Below are 19,089 nucleotides of genomic sequence, written 5' to 3'. Positions count from 1 at the left end.
ATTTCTGAAGTGGAGGGGATTTTTTTGATACCACTGATTTTAATAGCTTAACTAAGAGGGGAGATAAATTTCTTTTTTGCAATGTCAGCCAGAGCCTCAGTAATTTTCTCGTAGTCAGATTGAACAAGCTGTTGATGACAATAGATGATTGGCTGATGTAGTCGTAAAACTGAGATTGTGTCATTTGATATGGCGACTTCGCTGATGATAATATCCACCTGCTCGTCAATACTGTCAACGACCTTCAAATTGAAAAAAGATGAGAAGTATTGGCAAACATCATTTTGGAGCGTTTGATTCGAAATGATCGAGACAAATGCGACCGTAATAGGTAATGTATGCGTTCCAAGCTGAAGCTGCTTGTCATAAATCAAGCAGTACTGAGAAATGAGGTAGTCATAAAAATCCTTTCCCCAATCATCCACCGAGGAGTCCATTTCGGCTTTTACAAGGCGTTTGATTTGTTGGATTTTATGCTTTTTACGTAAATCGAGTGTTTCGTGCGTATAGTACGGGAGCAAACGTTGGATATAGTTTAACGGCTCACCGATTAATGAGATTCGGTAATGTAAGCATAAAATGGAGTATAAAATTTTATTCCGCTCTTTATCGGTCATAGGAACAGATAAATGGTCATTCACACGATCAACTATTTGAAAAGCTTTATAAGCAAATTTGTGTTCGTTGAGTCTATCATCTAAAAGAAAGAAATCTGGAACTTCTTCAATCGGAGCATAGCCTCCAAGAGCAAGTAAGCTGCTGCAAATCAGATGGGCTTCATCTACTAATCTTTCCTCCGAATGATGAGGTAAATACTTACCGATAGTAGAACTGAATTTGCTAAACGCTTTTTTGTTTAAAGGTGAAAAGGGCTTGTAAAGCGGAATAGAAATAGTTTCATTATCAATCCTGAAACCTTGCCGTTCTCTCATAAGATGAATCGCCAAGTAATAATGTATCAAAACACTTTTGTCTAATGATCTTGATTTAAAAATTTCATCAGGACAATCATCTAAAAGCCTAGACAAGTCTAAATATGTAAAAGAAGAAAATGGCCAATGTCCAATTCCATAAGTCGCGAGGTAAAGTGCAGTATAGAAAAAGCGCAGGTTGATTTCATTTCCATCTAAACTGACATTTCGGCGTGAATGTATCCTCAAGCCAATGGGTTTAAAAGAAAAATTCAAATCACTAATGATTCTGCGAACTTGAGAATAGGAAACATGTAGGCTGTCTGCTGCATCTTGTAATGTGTCAAAGGTTGTCAACAGCAGTGTTTTTAGAAGTTTGAACTTTGTCGATCTCTGAATGTAAAAGTTACTGAAGTTCTGAATATTGAAAGACTCCGATAGTCGTAATTGGAATAATCGATTTGAAGAAGAATAGCTCAAATCAATCAATCTAGAAAAATCTGAGAGCCGAATATCTTCAAGTATTGAGTGAAAAATCGACATGGCAGTTTGGCTATTGACTTCTAACTTCTGCAATAGCGTTTCCAACGTGCAGATGTGGTGCTCCGATTCGAAGATCGTCTGAACAAAAAAAAGCTTTTTCTTATCAAGTGTATCTACTAGAAAATCCATTTTTAACCTCCTTATAATTATATGTTGAAGAGTAACACATTATGATTTTAAGAGACAGAAATTGAATTAGCCCTTTTCGTCATTAGAATATAAATAAAGCAATCTTATTTATTGCCTTTTGTTGCAGGTGAAAAACTTAGAATCTGTAGATGAACACTAATAGGTGTTCTTTTTTTATTAAATATTAAGAAAAATAGAACAAATCAAATCCATTTTTCCCTGTAATCTATATTCAATAATGTGCCTAAAATAAGTTTTTATTTATAAATACTATTCAATTATAAGATTTCCCATCAGTCTCTAAACCACCTCAGAGCAGAATGTAGCCTGTTTCGAAAAACAAACGATCGCTTCAAACAGTCGCATTTGGGTATTTTGTTTTTAACTCCTCTTTTAAAGATTCTTTGTTTGTTAGATGAGAATGGCTTAAATAAATTTATTAGCTAATATTTTATGGAAATTATTATTATGATGGATTTATTTTTCTAATATTAGGAAAAACATGCGCAAAAAATTAACTTTATATTCGGTAAAATAAAATTAGAAATATTATTAATTGAAAAATATTAAAATTACTTTTTTAGTGAAAGAGGTGATAATAAATGATTTTAGAGCTAATGGACACTCGTTATTTAAAACGCTTTTTAATGCTGGATCACTTACAGATTAATCAAAATCGTTCAGTTGAATTAATGGACTTAGTAAAGTTGCTAAATGTCTCGTACCCAACAGTAAAAAAAATCATAGCAGATATAAAAATGGATATAGAAGAGTTAGGATACAGCGATCACGTTGAATTGATCGATCTGTTTGAACAAAACAAAGTGATGTGGAATGTAAAGAAGAACTTCCCGATAACGCTTTTTCGATTGAATTATTTGGAACAATCCTATCGCTTCCAATTGTTCTCATTGTTCATAGAGCCTAAGGAATGGACCATCTCTGAAATCACTAAAAAGTTGAATACTACCTATGCAATGGTTAAAAAAGAACTTAGCTATTTGAAGCGATTTGTTACTTCATATGCCAATAATCTCCAGTTGAAAACTGATCGAAAGCTTTCTCTCTTAGGGGATGAAGTGACAATCCGATTGTTCTATGCTGGGATATTCCAACAAGTATATGGTGGATACAAATGGCCATTTCTATTTATTCGTACACATGAAATCGTGGAGATATTAAGCACGTTAGATGGAAAAGTTTATCAGAAGTTTTCTCCGAGGTTTGTCAGTATACATTATGGAATGGCTATTTCTTTGCTACGAGCAAATAAAAGCCCGATCAATAGCAATGTCTATTATTGGGAACCTTTCAATATGAAAGAACAAAAAATGTACGAAGACTTTGTTTTATTACTGAAAAAAAAGATGGCTATGCTTGCTTCGGATATTTTAAAACGAGAAGCACAGTTCATGATCAGCTGTATCATTGCCAACGGCATCGGTTATCGAGATGGAAGGTTACCTGAATTTTTTACAAAATCGCCAGAGCTAGAAAATATTGATTTTTTACATAGGGTAAATGAAAAAGTACATATGGTTGAAAAATTCGCCTTACGAGAAATGACTAATGAAGAGCGAGATAAGGCATTTGCGAGATTTGTTGGTATCTTTTACCAAGTATTGATTTATCAAAAAGCCTTACAGCAACGGATAATTGATCTTTTCGTCCATAACCCCTTTGATTTTCCGGCAAACAAAGAACGAGAACGAACCTTTTACCAAGTTTTTATGCGCAAATGTAGTCAGAACCTGGATACAGTTGAGTCTGATTACATCGAGTATTTTTGTGTTGCTTATTTTAAAGTTTTGTTTTTTGAGTTAGATCGGCAGTTGTTTCATCCTAAGATCCAAATTTTTATCATCAGTAACCGAACTCCGGAGATGCTTATAAGTACCAAACTGCAAACAATCGGCGATTACTTTTACATCGAAATATCCGAAACGCTTTCGGATGAGGTGGATCTGATTCTTACGGATATCGCTCTGTCCACTCAAACAAAAATTTTTTTACCGAGGAAGGTTCCTATTATCTATGTGAATGAGGGACATTGCTCGATGGACAGTGAGCTGCTTCAAAAAATGCTGAGCCAGATTGCAGATAGAAAGTATCGAAAAATAAATAAAGAATTTGGAATTGAGGAAAGTCCTTAACATGAAGAAAAAAATGAAATGGTTAGTTGATATTCTTTTTTGGGTAACTTTAGTGTTGGTTGTTTCATCAGCCGTGTGGTTTAGATTCAGTGATCAAACGGACAAATCAATTTTTGGCTATCGAATCTATTCCGTAAAAACAAACTCTATGAAAACAAATAAGTCTATAGGAGAGCGATTCAAAGGCCAGTCCTTTGAAAAGGGGGACCTGCTGGTCGTTCAGCTTAAGAAGTCATCTGAGATTAAAATCAATGATGTAATCACCTTTGTTCCAAGCGGCATTGAAGATGGGTCTGTTTATCTGACACATCGAGTCAAAAGCAAGAATGAAGAAAAAAATACTTTTGTTACAAGAGGGGATGCAAATAATATGGATGATCCTGAAATATCCGGTAAACAAATTATCGGTGTCGTAAAATTTGCCATTCCTTTTGTTGGAACCTTCCTTGTCATGATTCAGGAAACTCCATATTTAGCACTGGGACTTACAGTGGCGCTGCTGTTGTCATTGAGTCTTATATCCAAGTTCTTTTTTAGTAAGGCTTAACAAAAAGTGCTGGTCACTTTTTGATAGCAATAAATATAAGGGGGATTCATATGAATTCGAAAAAGAAAAAAGCAGTAGGGATTTCACTCGTTATGGCGGTGATCTTGGTATTGATCGGAACATTTGCCTGGTTCACATCTACAGACAATGTAACCAACAAATTTAAGACAGGCGCTTTGCCTGACGGTTCAGTGAAGATCGTCGAGGACTTCGAAGAGCCAGATGGCTGGACACCAGGACAAGAAGTGAAAAAGAAAGTCGGCGTCCTAAGTAACAGCGATGATGACGTTGTCGTTCGTTTGTCATTTGAAGAAACATTGCAAAAAATGGAATCGGATGGAAACAAGTTAAAGCAATATGCCTTTCCAACTGAACAAACAGACACAAGTTTAGTTCCAGTACCATCAATTGACTTTTCAAGCAACGGATATTCTGATCCTACAACTTTAGGGCTGACAGTTAGTGGTGTCCCATCCGATGTAACAATTGTCGGAAAAGAAGTATTCACTAACAAGTATGAGTTTGCTTTGTATCGTACTGTAAGTGGAAAATTGTATAAAATGGATGGCGATTTTGCCTATGATCTAACAACACAAACAGTAACTGTTTCAAATGTGAACTACCTTTACTACAAGCTTGGTATATATAGTGAGAAAGACTGGGCTGATGCTCCACATCCAGCAGCTAGTGATATCACTAAGTCGGCATTGGATGACAAGATCTTGCTTGGCTATTCAGCAGACGTTGAAGCATCAACTGTAACAGCAAACAAATGGGTTTATGACGCAGCAGGCGGTTGGTTCTACTACATCGGCAAATTAGCGCCAGGTGAAACGTCTCCATTGATCTTAGAATCTGTTAAGTTGGATGGTAGTGCGAACAATACTTACCAATTGATGGACTATGCGTTGGATGTAAGAATCGAAGCGCTACAAGCAACAGAAGAAGCAATTGACGGTGGCGGATTCCCAGGAATTCCAACAAATATTGCCAATGCGATCAAAGCGGAACTATAAACCAAACCCACGTGTAAAACTTGCAGTAACGATTCTTGCAAAAGATCAATTCTTTCTATTTAAAGAAAGTCGGTTAACATGTCGTATGGAATGGGAGTGAGGCGGTGAAGCGACTAACAAGAGTTCTATTTTTACTTTTTGTCGTACTCCTGTCTATGATTTCTTTTCAAAGCGTCTCCGCAGCTGAAACAAATCTACCGGATGGATTTTTGCTGGGTGACGAGAATGGAATCAACGTTTCCAAGGATGGAGGCTACTTCTTCAACCTAGAGGATCTTCGACCAGGAGATACGATTAAACGAACATTGACGATCAAGAATTTTCGAGATGAGGCCTATGACTTACGATTAGTTATTGAACCAAAATCAAAATCGGGAAAGATTGATCTGATTGAGAACATGTCCATGCAGATTCTATTTGAAGATCAAGAAGTTTATCAAGGCAATTTAAGTACGAGTAAAGATGGAAGCAAAGAAGTACCTTTTGGACTGATCGCTGCGAGATCAGAAAAACAAGCAGTGATCCAGCTAACCATGAATGATATCGAAAAATGGAACAAATTGTACTATTCAGGATCGAGTGAAGCTGAGGTAGAGTGGCAATTCATTGCCACCGCTTCAGAAAAACCTACTGATGAGAGCAAACCAGGGGTGCCAAAAAGCCCCGATGGCTCTCAGGGGACAGGCCCTGCTTCTGGCGGAAAGATATACCCTCGAACAGGGGAAATTCTTTCCAGCGGATTCGTCTTGATAGGCCTTATCTTAGTCGCTATCGTTTACATCCAATCAAGCAAAAGAAAACGATCAGAATACAGATAGAATATCGTGGTGCATGTAGCTTGAGAATACGAATGAAACTGGTGCACTTCGATCTTGGTTGGGCACCAGTTTATTGTATTGAAATGAGGTGATGCAGTTTTGAAAAATCAGCTTCGAACTTTTTTTCGAAAGCTTCGAGTAAACATTAAAGAAAGAGGAACACCAAGAAAGAGACTACTGATCTTCTTAGCAATTGGTCTAGTAACCTTCTTAACGTTTGCTTGGTTTATTACTAGTGATTCTGTGCAAAATAAATTTAAATCGGGAAACCCGCTTTTCGATGTTGCATTAGTCGATGATTTTACCCCGCCTAATGAAATAAAACCAGATACAGAAATCAACAAAGTAGTCGCAGCAAAAAATACAGAAGAGATCGATGCCTTTGTACGTTTGATGGTCTTTCCTACAGCTTTGAAGGATGGCGAACCATTTGAAGTGCAGCTAGGTGATCAGGTGCAATTGATCGGACTTGATGCGACCAAATGGAAAGATGGAGAAGATGGGTACTATTATTATTTAGATAAGCTGGCGCCCGGAGAGACCTCCTCCAACTTATTTGAAAAAGTCAAACTGGTCATTCCTAATGAACAAAAGGATAACTACAAAGATGTAACATTTGATATTGTGGCAAAAACGGAAGCAATCCACACCAGAAAGTACGACTACCGTATTTCATGGTGGGAGACTGATGACCCTCAGACTGCAGATCCGCTGAAAACCATCGATGAAACGTTAGCAGAAAAACGTGCTGAATAGGAGGGAGTATTTCATTGAATAAAAGAGTAATCAAATTTTTATTAGCCGTTTTACTCCTTTCTATTGGAAGTAATACCGGCGTTTGTGCAAAAACGACAGCATCTATTGAAAAAAGTTCGATGGATTCCACTGTTGCTACGACTTCAAAAGAAGAAGTCTCTACAACGACCACTAGCAAGATCAAAGAATCAAGCAGCTCTTCTGAGGAAAAAGTCGAAAAATCACAACCAATCAAAGAATCTGAGGAGCAAAGTTCGGAAAGTAAGGATAAAAAAGAGGAAACCTCTGACTCAAAGTTTGTTCAACTTTCGTTGGCTGCTGGAAGCTTGCAGCGGAGTTTGCCCACTTTAGAGAGTTCGTTTGTCCCTGATCCGGTTCCTCAATTATCGGCGGTTAAGTTTATTGATACTGTAACTATTTACAGGGGAGGAATGGCTTTAGACAATCAGGGAGCTGTATGGATGTGGGGATATAATAGTCACGGTGTTCAGGGAATCGATATGCCTGAGAAAGTGAAAGACCGTGACAGGTATCAAGGTGGTATGAAAAGAGTTCCATATTTTATCAACAGTAATATAAAGATAAAGAAAATATGGGGATCATATAGTACAGCATACGCATTAGGAGATAATGGCAAACTATATGCTTGGGGAAGAGGCTACGATGGACAAATGGGGAATGGAACCTCTCTTGTAGCAGGATCGGATAATTTGTTACCGAAAGAAGTAGATTTTCCGTCTAACGAAGAAATCCTAGAACTATATCCAGGATCCGAAGCAGCTCATTGTATTTATGCAACGACAAAAACTGGAAATGTGTATGCTTGGGGTTATAGAGATGGTGGTAGGATTCCTTTCATTTCATCAGGGACGTATGTGACACGTCCTGCTAAAATTCAAGAACTAACTGATTTGCAAAATGACGAAACAATTATCTCGATGTCTATGGGAGATAATCATGGTATTATCGCCACTGCAGCTGGTAAAGTCTATACTTTTGGTGGTAATGGTTATGGGCAAAGAGGAACAGGAAGTACTGGGGGAACTCAACAATTAGCAGAGACAAACTTCTTTACTACTCGAAATTTGATTCCTGTAGAGGTAAGTGCCGATTTAAACAATAGTTTCGTTCTCACTGACGAAGGAGATATTTATCAATTTGGACGTCTTTATCATGAAAGTACTGCAGGTAGTAATTACACAACGCCAGTGAAAGTTGAAATTGATGCTTCTTCTTCTGCATATACACCATTCTTTGTATCAGTTGATGGTGGAAAGTATGCGACTCATGCGTTAGATCAATACGGAAGAGTTTGGGTCTGGGGGAACAACCGCTATTATCAATTCGGGACAGATGGGCCTTTATATGGTTCGCGACCAACAACAGTTGCATATGATTACAAAACACCATCGAATGGGAAATTGGATACGTATCTTAAATTGGCAACACAATTACCTCAAACTCTTGGTGATGGTGATACGCAATATAATCACACTGTACCGAAAGGCCCTGTTTTTTCTAACGTTACGTACAATGGACGAGTGGGATTTCAATTGACTGGATATCAGAATCAGGGGATGTGGTCTGATATTGATGATGCTGCTGAAAAAAAACATCCTACAATTTATGATAAAAAGTATTATAAAACTGTTGGAGTAAAAGGGACTGTAAGTAACCATGCTCCGTCATTAAGTACCCTTAGAAATGCCCACAACAAAGTTTATATGGTTGACGATAAAGAGAGGCGTTTGGTGTATGTTGTTAGAAAAGACGGTACTAGTACGATAAGTGGAAATTTTTATGTTGCTAAAGATGAGTATGATGGTTCATGGTTCGTAGATAATCGATCGACAACATCTTTGCCAAACAACGTAACTGAAGAAACTAGTGTGCCAGATGTTAAGGAAGACGAACGCAATTGGATTGAACTGTCAACAGGTGGAGAAGCAAATGATTTTACAGGTACTCAAAATGCTCAATTTCCTGGTATTACTGAAATTGCTAGTTACCAATCTGCAATGCAGTTTTTGGATGCTTCTGGGAATCTATACAAGACTGGTTTAGATGGTTCAGGATCGATTGCTTGGGGATGGGACTACGATCCCGTGTATGATTGGTACGGTGGTACTGGGAGATATGGTGCAGATAATACGTATACTTCAAGTCATGCAACTGATGGGCTATTTGATAGTTATTGTTACGAAGTCATGTTCATGCGAGGAGCACCACGAGTAATCTCTGGTAACATTGATATCAGTGCTCCGAGAGAAAAACATTACAAATCTCAAGAAGCAAAAGAAAAAGTAAAAATCGAGATCGGATTGGGCAGTGCATACCATAGTGCTCAACTGAACCTGACAATAGAGCCAGAGTTACGAGAAGCGAAATACTTAATCATACCTTATGATACGGATGATCCAAATATGGAAATCAGCAGTCCTTCGGAGGAAGAGTTCAATTCTGCGTATAATCAAGCATCTTCACTTGGATATACTGCGCATGATTTAGCGGATAAAAACGGCTGGACGGGAACGAAACAAGAACTAGGTCAGCCTGAGATTAAATTGGAGGATGAAAGCATCGAAGTATCGGATAATTGCGTTGTTTGGGTTTTAGTCAAGACCAATTATTATGGTGCAGAACCGGCTGTTGTTAGTCGCAAAGTATTCGATAATTACTATACTGAAACAGACATTAAGCATAATGGAGTAGAGCATTCGGATACTAATAATGTTTTATACAAGGCGACAAACAAGAATGTATCCAAAGTAACGAACGACGGTATCGAGAAGCTAGTTGGTTTTCCTTTAGATAAAAATGGGAAAATTATTGGAACAACGACGAAACCACCGACCTTTGGCTATGATGAAACAAAAGTTGCTAAGTTAACGGATGCTCAATGGGATGAATTGTTTGAGTCAGATGAAGTCAAAGATGATCAGGTAGCGAAACATCGAGCAGCTATTCTTGCAAAAACGAAAAATGATTTTGTCGCTTCGGGAAATACATGGTCACAAGATATTGAAGATAAAGTGACCGCGTGGATCGATAGCTGGATCGAAGAATGGATAGAAGAGGAGTGGCTGCCTCAATACAAAAATGCTTGGAAATTCTATACACCACAAACATCTGAGAAAACCTACACGCTTAATGGTGTTGAAGATGCGACTAATAATGACGATCTGTCGGCTAACAAGGGTGAGTTAGCAGTAAGCGATAAATATGTCCATTCCTTCCATTACGAAAAAGATGAAGAGGCTTTTGCGAAGGTTCATTATTTAGGTGTTGATGATGAAGGAGAGAAACTGGACCCATTTAGTATGGGAACAGAGGAGATTTTGAAAAAGGTTACCTATAAACGACTTGTCCCAGAATTACTGATCGATGATGTCGATTATCTTCCGATTGAGTATAAGACAACAAATGGCAAACCAGCGACAGTGTTCCCAATCAATGTAGACAATGCTACTGAGATTGGTGAAAACAATGAAGTGACATTCAAAGCAGGAGCCACAGTAGACGAAATGACAGTCAATGTTATCTACAAAGCTTATACTTCAATCTTGCTGCATGTCAGACAAGTCATTCAAAATCCTAATTCGGCGGTCAAACGACCAAGCAACGGATTCATGTCATTAAACAATGTTAAATTGCCAAGTTACGATCAAAAATTCTCAACCAAAAATATCGTGACCAACAGTGGAGATATCAATAAAACTGTTGCCTTCAACGAATACGTGGTTCCACTGCAAAAAGGCTATAAAGGAATCAAGGTTGATTGGCTCACGCCACAATACTATAAATATTTGGGTTTCGTGCTGACGGAGGAGGAAAACGAGCAAAATATTTCCAAACTCAACAGTACACGAAACATCCATTTAGATTGTGATGGCAAAGACGTATACTGGTTAACGGTTTATCTTGAACCAGATACCACGATTAATGACTATGCTTGGGACCAAAAGACCAATCATTTTGGGGAAATAAACACTCAATAGTTAATAATCAATGAATACTCGATGTCCTCACTTGTGAGGATATCGGGTATTTAACGTACACATAATTTGGAAGATAACAAAGAGAAGGAGAGCATAGATTAATTATTGCAAAATAATAATTCTATAAGCATACTTTTTCTCCAACAAAAAAATTCAAAACTTATACTCTTGTATTAGTTCATTCGAAAAGAACTCGTTTCGATCAAGTCTAGATCTATTTTTTGAGGGAGTTTCTCATATTTTATTGTTGGTAAATGAGCATTCTTTTGATCTGTTTTAATTGTTAGAAGAGAATCGATAACTGTATCTCGTATGGATGTGATATACATAAAGGTAGTTAATTATTTGACAGAAATAATATAAATCTAGGTCTGTAATTCTACTCGATTGATAAATAAGCAGATTCAAGCAGAATTATCTATCATAAGGTGGTAATTTTAATTTTTTTAGTCCATTGAAAGAAAGGGAGCACCTTCAAAAATAAGATATAAAATGAGAATAAAAAAAAGAGGTATTTATATGGTCAGAGTATTATTTATAACGAAGTACATTGATCGAGAACGCAAATTAGAGGATAACTTCAGACAATTGGGGTATGAAGTCTTCGTTTCTGATCAATTCTTGAATCTAAGCATTAAACAGCCCCATACCGTTTCATTAACTGAACACTTCAAAATAGTTGTCTTTAGCGAAACATTGACGAATAAAGAAGTGGAGTTTCTATTAAGAAATCTCAAAGACTATTCCTTGGCGGTTTTCAGAAAAGTGGAAAAAGAGCCATCTGATGAAGAAAGACAATCATGGAGTGAAAAGGGAATTAATGAGTGGATAATTACGGATATTCTGATTGAGGAGCTGCGTGAGATGCTCGTAGAATTCGATGATCCTTCAAAAAATAATCTATCCTTTAGTGAAAATGCAATTGAAAAACGATCTTTAAGTAGCTTAGCGTTAAATTCTACTCAGCTTCGCTTTTTGCAAATTCTTTGTCGCGAACATGAGCGTATTATTACTAGAGAAAAAATGTGTGAACTGCTTTGGAATCGCCCAAGTACCCCATCAAATTTGTCTCAACTATCTTGTTTAGTGAAGCTTTTGAGGGAAAAACTGAGCGATCAGGGTATTGAAGGGGAATCGATCATCACTGTTTGGGGTCAGGGGTATCAACTGAGTGAAAACTTCTATCGACAAGTCACAAATGAATTGAAGGTACTGAATTAGCAAATGATAGTAAAATGAGACTATCATCAACGTCGATGATAGTCTCATTGTTCTGATTAAACTTCTACATTCATCCGATCGCGATAGCTAGTATGGAGAATATGATGAGCCTTCAAGCTGCCTGGTTTTTCCAGAAATTCTTGATAGATTTTTTGGACGATCGGGTTATCGTTTGATTTACGTAAGCCTTTGTCCTTATCTTCGGCGTACAATGCAGCGGCCCGTTTGGTTTTCAAATCCACAAAGTTGCGCACGGCTGCTGGTTGAACCGGCTGTCCGCCACCGTTGATACAGCCGCCAGGGCAGCCCATGATCTCAACGAAATGATAGAATTTTTCACCGGATTCGATTTTTTCCAGTAATTTCTTCGCGTTGCCGATTCCTGATGCGACAGCGACATTGATCGTTGCGCCGCTCATTTCGTAGGTTGCTTCTTTGATTCCTGACATTCCGCGAACTTCAGTGAATTCCACTTGTTCTAGTGAATGACCAGCTAATGTTTCCGCAGCTGTTCTCAAAGCCGCTTCCATAACGCCACCGGTAGCACCGAAGATATAGCCGGCACCAGTTGCTTCACCTAACGGATTATCGAAGGCTTCGTCTTCCAATTCGACGAAACGAACACCTGCTTTATCAATCATTCGAGCCAATTCGCGTGTCGTTAAGGCTACGTCACAGTCAGAGTAACCAGCTGCGGCCTCGTCTTCTCGGGTGACTTCGAATTTTTTCGCTGTACATGGCATGATTCCAACGACAAAGATGTCTTTTGGATCGATGCCTTCTTTTTCCGCATACCATGTTTTGGCTAAGGCACCAAACATCTGCTGCGGAGATTTACAGGTCGACAGGTTCGGAATCAATTCTGGATGATAATGTTCACAATATTTGACCCAGCCTGGTGAGCACGAGGTAAACATTGGGAATGGCCCATTGTTTCCGACCCGCTCCAAGAATTCATTAGCTTCTTCCATGATGGTAAAGTCAGCGGCCACATTGGTATCGAAGACTTTATCAAAGCCGATCCGACGTAGAGCTGAGACCATTTTTCCTTCAACATTCGTACCGATTGGCATATTGAAGGCTTCGCCGAGTGTCACCCGAATTGAAGGAGCAGTTTGAACGATCACATGTTTTGTTGGATCTTCCAACGCATCCCAGACTTCTTGGGTCTGATCTTTTTCATGGATCGCGCCTGTTGGACAAACCACGATACATTGTCCGCAAGAAATACACGGAACTTCGCTTAGGTTTTGTTCATAAGCGCTACCGATATGGGTGTCAAATCCGCGATTATTCGGACCGATCACGCCAACTGCCTGCCATTTCGAACAAGCGGCTACACAACGGCGGCAAAGGATACATTTATTGTTGTTGCGGACCATGTGTACGGCACTGTCATCAAACTCGTATTCACAGTTTTCGCCATTGAAGTAATCTTCATCCGCGACATTGAACTCTTTGCAAAGCTTTTGCAGCTCACAATTTCCGCTGCGGATACATGACAGACATTTTCTTTCGTGAGTAGAGAGAATCAACTCTAATGTAGTTTTCCGTGAATTGAAGACTTTTTGTGAATTTGTTTTAATCTCCATGCCTTCACTGATTGGATAGACACAGGCTGTTACTAAACTGCGGGCACCTTTCACTTCCACCACACACATGCGGCAGGCACCGATTTCGTTAATCTCCTTTAAGAAGCAAAGGGTAGGGATCTCAATATTGTTTACACGTGCTGCTTCGAGAATAGTCGATCCTTCTGGAGCAGTACAGATTTTTCCGTTGATGGTAATCATAACTTCTTTCACTTGCTCCACCTCCTATATGACTGTGATCGCATCGTAGCGACAAGTATCAATACATAAGCCACATTTAGTACAGATCGACTGATCGATTTCGTGGACTTGTTTCACTTCACCACTGATCGCACTTACTGGACAACCTTTCGCACAGGCTCTACAGCCGGTACATTTATCTGGCAGGATCCGATATTGGATCAAGTTCTTACATACACCAGATGGACAACGACGTTCTAAGACATGGGCTTCGTATTCTTCTCTAAAATAGCGCAGGGTAGAGAGCACTGGATTTGGTGCGGTTTGTCCCAGTCCGCATAGTGAGTTTTCTTGGATGTGGTGACAAAGCTCCTCCATCTTATCCAAATCCTCCAACGTTGCTTTACCCATCGTGATCTTATCCAATAGTTCAAGCAGGCGTTTGGTTCCGACCCGACACGGCACACATTTTCCACAGCTTTCTTCCACGGTAAATTCCAAGAAGAATTTGGCGATGTCTACCATACAGTTATCTTCATCCATAACAATCAATCCGCCTGAACCCATCATCGAACCGATCTTCTTCAAGTTTTCATAATCGATCGGCACATCATAATGTTCAGAAGGGATACAGCCGCCAGAAGGTCCACCGGTTTGAGCGGCCTTGAATTTCTTGCCGTCAGGAATCCCGCCGCCAATGTCTTCAACGATTTCGCGTAAAGTTGTTCCCATCGGAATCTCTACCAGACCAGTATTCTGAATTTTACCGCCCAAGGCAAAGACTTTTGTTCCTTTTGATTGCTCCGTTCCGAAGCCAGCAAACCATTCAGGACCTTTGAGAATAATCTGTGGAATGTTCGCCAGTGTTTCAACGTTATTGACGATCGTTGGTTTGCCAAACAGACCTTTGACCGCAGGGAATGGCGGACGTGGCCGCGGTTCGCCGCGATGTCCTTCGATACTTTCCAGCAAGGCCGTTTCCTCACCACAGACGAAAGCGCCAGCCCCTAAACGCAGATCCAAGTCAAACGAGAAATCGCTACCAAAGATGTGCTTGCCTAGTACGCCTTCTTCTCGTGCTTGCTTGATGGCGATACGTAATCGATTGACAGCGATTGGATATTCAGCCCGAACATAGATGTAGCCTTGATTTGCGCCAATCGTATAGCCGGCGATCGCCATTGCTTCAATGACTGCATGTGGATCGCCTTCTAATACAGAACGGTCCATAAATGCACCCGGGTCGCCTTCATCGGCGTTACAGATGACATATTTCTGATCCGACTGACTCGCTTTGGCGAAGGACCATTTCATGAAGGTAGGGAAGCCGGCACCGCCGCGTCCCCGCAAGCCGGAAGTTTCCAGCGTACTCAATACATCGTCACGGGAATACTCGTTAACGACGGTAGCTAAAGCTTGATAGCCGTCAAAGGCGATATATTCTTCGATTCTTTCTGGATTGATACGTCCACAGTTTCGCAGAGCCACTCGTTTTTGTTTATGATAGAAAGGTGTGTCCATCAGTTTGTTGATGACTTCTTTGCTTTCTGAATCATGGTACAATAATTTCTCGACTAGTTTTCCTTTGATTAAGTGTTCTGAGACGATCTTCTTCGCATGCTTCGCCTGAACATGATGATAAAAGACCGCTTCTGGATAAATAATAACGATCGGTCCTTGGGCACAAAGCCCGAAGCAGCCGGTTTTAACGATATTTACTTTGTCTGTTAACTCGTTTTTCGCTAATTCCTCTTTCAAAGCCTCGACAAATTCAATACTCTTAGATGAAATACAACCAGTTCCGGCACATACAAGAATCTCTTTCTCGTATTGCTTGTCTTCGGCTGCCGCATCATCTAAACGCATCGTGACCGTCTGACGATAGGTGTCTCGAAGTTCTTTTAACTCATTCCAATCTTTCATATTTTTTACTCCTGACTCTTGAAGTTTTATTTAACAACAATACATTTCCAAAAATTCTTATATTTTTGGAAAGGGAGGATCAATGATTTTCTACTCTTGCTTTTGATAGGTAACTAGTACTTTGTCGGCTTTTTTCTTAGTCAAACGACCATAGACTTCTTCATTGACTGTTAATACAGGCGCTAAACCACAAGCGCCGATACAACGACAAGATTCTAAAGTGAATTTTCGATCGGCCGTTGTTTGACCAGGTTCGATATTTAGCTCAGTCGCATAGGAATCTAAAATGTCTCCGGCGCCCTTAACATAGCAGGCTGTTCCCATACATACACTGATCGTATACTCTCCCTTAGGCACAAAGGTAAACTGGCCATAGAAGGTCGCTGTGCTGTATAGCTCTTCCATTGGAATCTCTAATTCAGTAGAAAGCCTTTTCAAAATCTCGATCGGCAAATAGCCATAAATCCTCTGTGCATCCTGCAAAGCCGGCATCTGTGCACCGCGCTGTCCCTTCAATTCCTCTATGCAAGCTTGGAATTCTTGTTTTTGACTTTCTGTTTCAATAAACTCAAACGCTACTTCTGTACTCATATATCTCTGTATCCTCCTTTCTGACGCTTAATCAAAATCATGAACGATCACAATACAACCAATTAAGAAAGTTATTGTTTATAGAACAAGTATATCAAAAATGAAGTCGTGTTTGTGATTAAATATACAAATGAGAATGAGAACTGTTCTCGCATGAAATAACTAGCATTATCTTTGATAAATCAAAGCTGGATAAGCCGTAGAGGGAACGATTCAAATTCAAAAAAACTATTTATCTGTGGTTATTAAAAAGAATGAATAGACTTTCAAAAAGTGGGATATAACATAGTATTGGTTGTGAATTATCCTCTCTAATTCAATTTATTGTTATTTTTAAAATAATTGTGAGGACTATTTGGAACAGAAAAGCAAAAAAGCTATTGTTCGCAAATTTCTTCAAAATAATAATAATTGTAGATTGTAATTGGAATAATTCTAGATGTATGATGGATTTGGGTATAAGTAAAAGCAAATCGCTTTGGATTATTCATTGTAAGCGATCGCATAAAAATGGGAAGTGAGTGGTGAGGTATGTTAACGAAGCAACTGCAGCGAACTTTATTCTCAATGAAGAGAGTCAATTTGGAAAAGAAAATCGAATCGTATTATCAGGATACATAGGATACAGATTCTGTCGTGGAGTATGCCATTGCGGTACTCGTGCGGGAAGCGCTGACGACGAATGATTTTTCCTTCTTTTTATATGAGCTCATTCGCGAGCTGTTTCTTCATTATGAACCAAGTGACACAATGCGGAAATTCTGCAGTTTTTTTGAACGCTATTTTGAGGAAAAAGAGTTTGATACGATTATTTCTAGGGTATTCGGCAGTAAGAATGAGTATTTCAAAAACGGCACGGATCAACCGAGAGTATCTGGAAAATCACGGAACTGGGATATTGGACCAAGAGTTCGACAAGTATCGTTTGATCTTGTATTTTGAAGACGCAAATGGGAAAAAGCAAACGTGATGACTGCGTGATGCTGATCCGAAAACACGGTGGAGTAAACTAGACGGATTTTGAAGATACTGACTACTTTGTCGTTCTTTCAAAAGAATGGCATCCGCCGGTTTGCTAAGTTTCTGGATTATGAATGCAAGGGAGAGACCGTGATCTCAAGTACACGGACGGAAAAAGAAGAAAGACAAGAAAAACCTGCTGAAGCCGCTGCTCAGAAAACAGTCAAAACTTCTGTAGATTCCGAAAGTGTCCAGTCAGTAATAATCGCTGGTTTTGATCTCAATTCGCTTAGTAAAAAACAATTATTGAATCTGATCAAGGAGTGGTCGAAGAGACTGAAGAGATAGCAACGTCAGAAGAAAATGAGGTTGATCGTGAGAATTTGTCTGAAATAACGATCGGCCAACAAACAAGTATCGATTCTAGGATCGTCTATGATGAGCGGAGTAAGCAAAAGGACGGAACCCAAGAAGCAATAATCAATTCTTCCGCTCCTCCAGTTGAAAAGAATCTGACTCCAGCCATGGCCACAGCAGGCAAAGTGCGGGAAGGAAGCAATGAGAAAAAAGAAAAATCACCATCGAAAAAATCGACGAAAAAAATGACGAAAGGCAGATCGAAGGTTGCTGAACAATTTTCGGCAGGGTAAAAAGAAAGGGAGATAACGAGAAAATTTTCTAAGAGAGGTAGGTTTATTTGTTGTGGATTGAAATAATAATGAGGGTGACTTTTAGGAGCAGTGGTTTCATAGATCAAGGTAGCTTATAGAGTGTTCTTAATACGAGAAATTGGATTGCCTTGTTTTTCTTTGCTTGTGCGCCAAAACCTCCTATATAATAGAACAAATGAATCGATAGGGGGTGGAAGCTTCATGAGTCGGGAAGACATATTTTTTACAAGAAAGAAAATCAATCGTGAGAAATTACTGGCTTATGGCTTTAAGAATAATACTGAACTCTACATATATGAGACCAAGATCATGGACGATGAGTTCAAGTTGACCATCTCTATCTCTAACAAAGGAGCGATCGATACTGAGCTGATCGAAATTGCCAGCGGCGAAGAGTATGTGCTGCATCGAACTTCGGCTGGTGGCTCGTTTGTTGGTTCAGTGAAGGCAGAATATCAGGCGATTCTACAAGACATTGCTAACAACTGCTTTGATACAGAAGTTTTTCAAAGTGCTTCAGCCAAGGAAGTCATCTGCTATATCCGAAAGACGTATCAAGATGAATTGGAGTTTCTCTGGCCTAAGTCTCCTGGAAACGCGATTTTTAGAAGGAAGAATTCTAAAAAATGGTATGCGGCTCTATTAACGATTCAAAAAAATAAACTAGGTCTGCCATCAGATGAACCGATCGAGATTTTAGATTTAAGAAACCTGCCAGAAAAAGTCGCCGCGTTAGTGGACGGACAGAAGTTTTTTCCTGGTTATCATATGAATAAGAAATATTGGTTAACAGTCTGTTTGGATGGTTCTGTTCCCTTTGAGGAAATCAAAACACTCATTGATGAAAGCTTTTTGTTGGCTGTTAAGTAAAAGCAGTAGCTGAAAAATCGGCTACTGCTTTTTAATTGGGATTCGAACTTCGAAGGCTGGTTCAGCCGTGGCAGACTGATCCGCATACATCTCCAGCTCGAAAAGGATCGATTGTATTTTGCAAGACTTTTATACATAAAATTGCAGAAGAAAAATACACAATACTGCAACCTGAAATCATCCTTTGATTATTTTGATTTTGATAATGCG

15 protein-coding genes are annotated in these 19,089 nt (G+C 39.2%); 11 read left to right on the top strand and 4 right to left on the bottom strand.

What is annotated here, in order from left to right:
- Positions 1-47: 47 nt before the first annotated feature.
- Entirely contained in the window at positions 48-1,583 is a 1,536-nt protein-coding gene (locus E6139_RS03025) for a helix-turn-helix domain-containing protein (protein ID WP_316401580.1), read from the bottom strand.
- A gap of 602 nt (positions 1,584-2,185) precedes the next feature.
- Here E6139_RS03025 and E6139_RS03020 point away from each other — a divergent pair.
- From E6139_RS03020 to E6139_RS02990, 7 genes are all read left to right on the top strand, one after another.
- Positions 2,186-3,736: a helix-turn-helix domain-containing protein gene (locus E6139_RS03020; protein ID WP_316401579.1), complete on the top strand. Its 1,551-nt coding sequence runs from the start codon at positions 2,186-2,188 to the stop codon at positions 3,734-3,736.
- A 1-nt stretch (position 3,737) separates the two neighbouring features.
- On the top strand, positions 3,738-4,283 hold the full coding sequence (locus E6139_RS03015; RefSeq protein ID WP_316401578.1) for a signal peptidase I: 546 nt from the start codon (positions 3,738-3,740) through the stop codon (positions 4,281-4,283).
- A 50-nt stretch (positions 4,284-4,333) separates the two neighbouring features.
- Positions 4,334-5,299 (top strand): BsaA family SipW-dependent biofilm matrix protein, encoded by a 966-nt coding sequence (locus tag E6139_RS03010; RefSeq protein ID WP_316401577.1) that lies wholly within the window; start codon positions 4,334-4,336, stop codon positions 5,297-5,299.
- Positions 5,300-5,403: 104 nt separating this feature from the next.
- Complete coding sequence (locus E6139_RS03005; protein WP_316401576.1) at positions 5,404-6,117, top strand: LPXTG cell wall anchor domain-containing protein; 714 nt, start codon at positions 5,404-5,406, stop codon at positions 6,115-6,117.
- Positions 6,118-6,216: 99 nt separating this feature from the next.
- Positions 6,217-6,873 (top strand): hypothetical protein, encoded by a 657-nt coding sequence (locus tag E6139_RS03000; RefSeq protein ID WP_316401575.1) that lies wholly within the window; start codon positions 6,217-6,219, stop codon positions 6,871-6,873.
- Positions 6,874-6,887: 14 nt separating this feature from the next.
- Positions 6,888-10,871: a hypothetical protein gene (locus E6139_RS02995; RefSeq protein ID WP_316401574.1), complete on the top strand. Its 3,984-nt coding sequence runs from the start codon at positions 6,888-6,890 to the stop codon at positions 10,869-10,871.
- A gap of 519 nt (positions 10,872-11,390) precedes the next feature.
- Entirely contained in the window at positions 11,391-12,092 is a 702-nt protein-coding gene (locus E6139_RS02990; RefSeq protein WP_316401573.1) for a helix-turn-helix domain-containing protein, read from the top strand.
- Positions 12,093-12,148: 56 nt separating this feature from the next.
- Here E6139_RS02990 and E6139_RS02985 read toward each other — a convergent pair whose 3' ends face one another.
- The 3 genes from E6139_RS02985 to E6139_RS02975 form a co-directional block, all read right to left on the bottom strand.
- Positions 12,149-13,897 (bottom strand): NADH-dependent [FeFe] hydrogenase, group A6, encoded by a 1,749-nt coding sequence (locus tag E6139_RS02985; RefSeq protein ID WP_316401572.1) that lies wholly within the window; start codon positions 13,895-13,897, stop codon positions 12,149-12,151.
- 12 nt (positions 13,898-13,909) lie between these two features.
- Positions 13,910-15,730 carry an NADH-quinone oxidoreductase subunit NuoF gene (gene nuoF, locus E6139_RS02980; protein ID WP_410470508.1) on the bottom strand — a complete coding sequence of 607 codons (1,821 nt, stop codon included), beginning with the start codon at positions 15,728-15,730 and terminating at the stop codon, positions 13,910-13,912.
- Between the two features lie 147 nt (positions 15,731-15,877).
- Positions 15,878-16,378 (bottom strand): NAD(P)H-dependent oxidoreductase subunit E, encoded by a 501-nt coding sequence (locus E6139_RS02975; RefSeq protein WP_316401570.1) that lies wholly within the window; start codon positions 16,376-16,378, stop codon positions 15,878-15,880.
- 636 nt (positions 16,379-17,014) lie between these two features.
- On the opposite strand from E6139_RS02975, the gene E6139_RS02970 reads away from it, so the two are divergent.
- The 4 genes from E6139_RS02970 (at position 17,015) to E6139_RS02955 (ending at position 18,879) form a co-directional block, all read left to right on the top strand.
- Complete coding sequence (locus E6139_RS02970) at positions 17,015-17,320, top strand: hypothetical protein (RefSeq protein ID WP_316401569.1); 306 nt, start codon at positions 17,015-17,017, stop codon at positions 17,318-17,320.
- Between the two features lie 78 nt (positions 17,321-17,398).
- Complete coding sequence (locus tag E6139_RS02965; protein WP_316401568.1) at positions 17,399-17,686, top strand: hypothetical protein; 288 nt, start codon at positions 17,399-17,401, stop codon at positions 17,684-17,686.
- Positions 17,662-17,988 carry a hypothetical protein gene (locus E6139_RS02960; protein ID WP_316401566.1) on the top strand — a complete coding sequence of 109 codons (327 nt, stop codon included), beginning with the start codon at positions 17,662-17,664 and terminating at the stop codon, positions 17,986-17,988. The genes E6139_RS02965 and E6139_RS02960 overlap by 25 nt, the downstream gene beginning before the upstream one ends.
- A 222-nt stretch (positions 17,989-18,210) precedes the next feature.
- Positions 18,211-18,879, top strand: a complete 669-nt coding sequence (locus E6139_RS02955; RefSeq protein WP_316401565.1) for an MmcQ/YjbR family DNA-binding protein — start codon at positions 18,211-18,213, stop codon at positions 18,877-18,879.
- Positions 18,880-19,089 lie beyond the last annotated feature (210 nt).

The sequence above is a fragment of the Enterococcus sp. genome, from assembly GCF_032555305.1.
Taxonomy (GTDB): Bacteria; Bacillota; Bacilli; order Lactobacillales; family Enterococcaceae; genus Enterococcus_A.
Note: the sequence above shows the minus strand (reverse complement) of the source record. Positions and strands in the feature narration are given on the sequence as shown.

Bases quoted from the DNA above. Each gene is read 5' to 3' on its own strand.
- E6139_RS03025 (WP_316401580.1), bottom strand. From the start codon at position 1,583: ATGGATTTTCTAGTAGATACACTTGATAAGAAAAAGCTTTTTTTTGTT.
- E6139_RS03020 (WP_316401579.1), top strand. From the start codon at position 2,186: ATGATTTTAGAGCTAATGGACACTCGTTATTTAAAACGCTTTTTAATG.
- E6139_RS03015 (WP_316401578.1), top strand. From the start codon at position 3,738: ATGAAGAAAAAAATGAAATGGTTAGTTGATATTCTTTTTTGGGTAACT.
- E6139_RS03010 (WP_316401577.1), top strand. From the start codon at position 4,334: ATGAATTCGAAAAAGAAAAAAGCAGTAGGGATTTCACTCGTTATGGCG.
- E6139_RS02990 (WP_316401573.1), top strand. From the start codon at position 11,391: ATGGTCAGAGTATTATTTATAACGAAGTACATTGATCGAGAACGCAAA.
- nuoF (WP_410470508.1), bottom strand. From the start codon at position 15,730: ATGCGTTTAGATGATGCGGCAGCCGAAGACAAGCAATACGAGAAAGAG.
- E6139_RS02975 (WP_316401570.1), bottom strand. From the start codon at position 16,378: ATGAGTACAGAAGTAGCGTTTGAGTTTATTGAAACAGAAAGTCAAAAA.
- E6139_RS02955 (WP_316401565.1), top strand. From the start codon at position 18,211: ATGAGTCGGGAAGACATATTTTTTACAAGAAAGAAAATCAATCGTGAG.